This is a genomic window from Arthrobacter sp. B0427-1-12, from assembly GCF_059092905.1.
In genome coordinates, this window is sequence record NZ_JBNHIC010000171.1 from 1 (window position 1) to 864 (window position 864).

General features: G+C 60.9%; 1 protein-coding gene. It reads left to right on the forward strand.

What is annotated here, in order from left to right:
- Positions 1–17 precede the first annotated feature (17 nt).
- Positions 18–131 (forward strand): hypothetical protein, encoded by a 114-nt coding sequence (locus AC5RWU_RS24390; protein ID WP_493986747.1) that lies wholly within the window; start codon positions 18–20, stop codon positions 129–131.
- Positions 132–864: the final 733 nt, after the last annotated feature.

An 864-nucleotide genomic window follows, 5' to 3' on the forward strand; every position in this document is an offset into this window, starting at 1 on the left:
AGCGGCGGCTGCACGGCATCGAGGACATTGCGCAGGTGGAGCGTGCCTGCCTGGAGCCCAACGGCATGATCAGCGTCGTCCGCCGGGACCGTGGCGGAACCGAACCGGTGCAGCCCCCCGAAGCCCTGTAGCTGTTCTTTCGGCCGCGGTGCCGCGGCAACCGAACCGCACTCCAGCCACCGGAGCGAACCGGCGGCCCCATCACGGGATGCAGGACTGCCCGGGCCGGCAGTAAAGGGCAGATCGGGCGGAAAAACCGGCCGGAAAGACGATAAGCGGCAGGAACCGCATGGCGGCTCCGTCCAATCCGCGTCTAATACGATCCGCCTGAAAGCCCCATCGTCATATGCGCTGTTATCGGCATACGGGAGTTGCTTAGGCGGAGGTGCCGGGGAAGAAGCCTCTGCAACGGGGCATACCCCTACCCTAGATATTGCGAACTTTCGGGTAGGGATATCACCCTGAAGTCGCAAGCGCTACCACAACAACAAACATGACGAGACCTACGATGACCCCTGCAAAGACGAGCGGAAATATTCCCCCGGGGCGTTCCCTGCCGGAGTTCATAATCCGAGGTTCACGCGAATTGGCTTGTGAAGGTTTCTGTTGTTGATTAGCAGGCTGGGAGACTCTCGGAGTTAGCAGGATCTCGCTGCCTGAAACTTCCCTAACTCGGTAACCGGCTTGATCGAGTTTCCGCTTGGCATCCTCGGGGTTGTCGAGGCATTCCCAGGTCTCGGGGTCGCCGTAGTACTCGCCGAAAATCGGAATCTTCTATATCTCGTCAAGCCGCGTTCGGGATCGCATTGTCAGGGGCGTGTAGAGCGTTGAGGGTGCGGTAGAGGCGGCGGGCGAGGTAGCGCT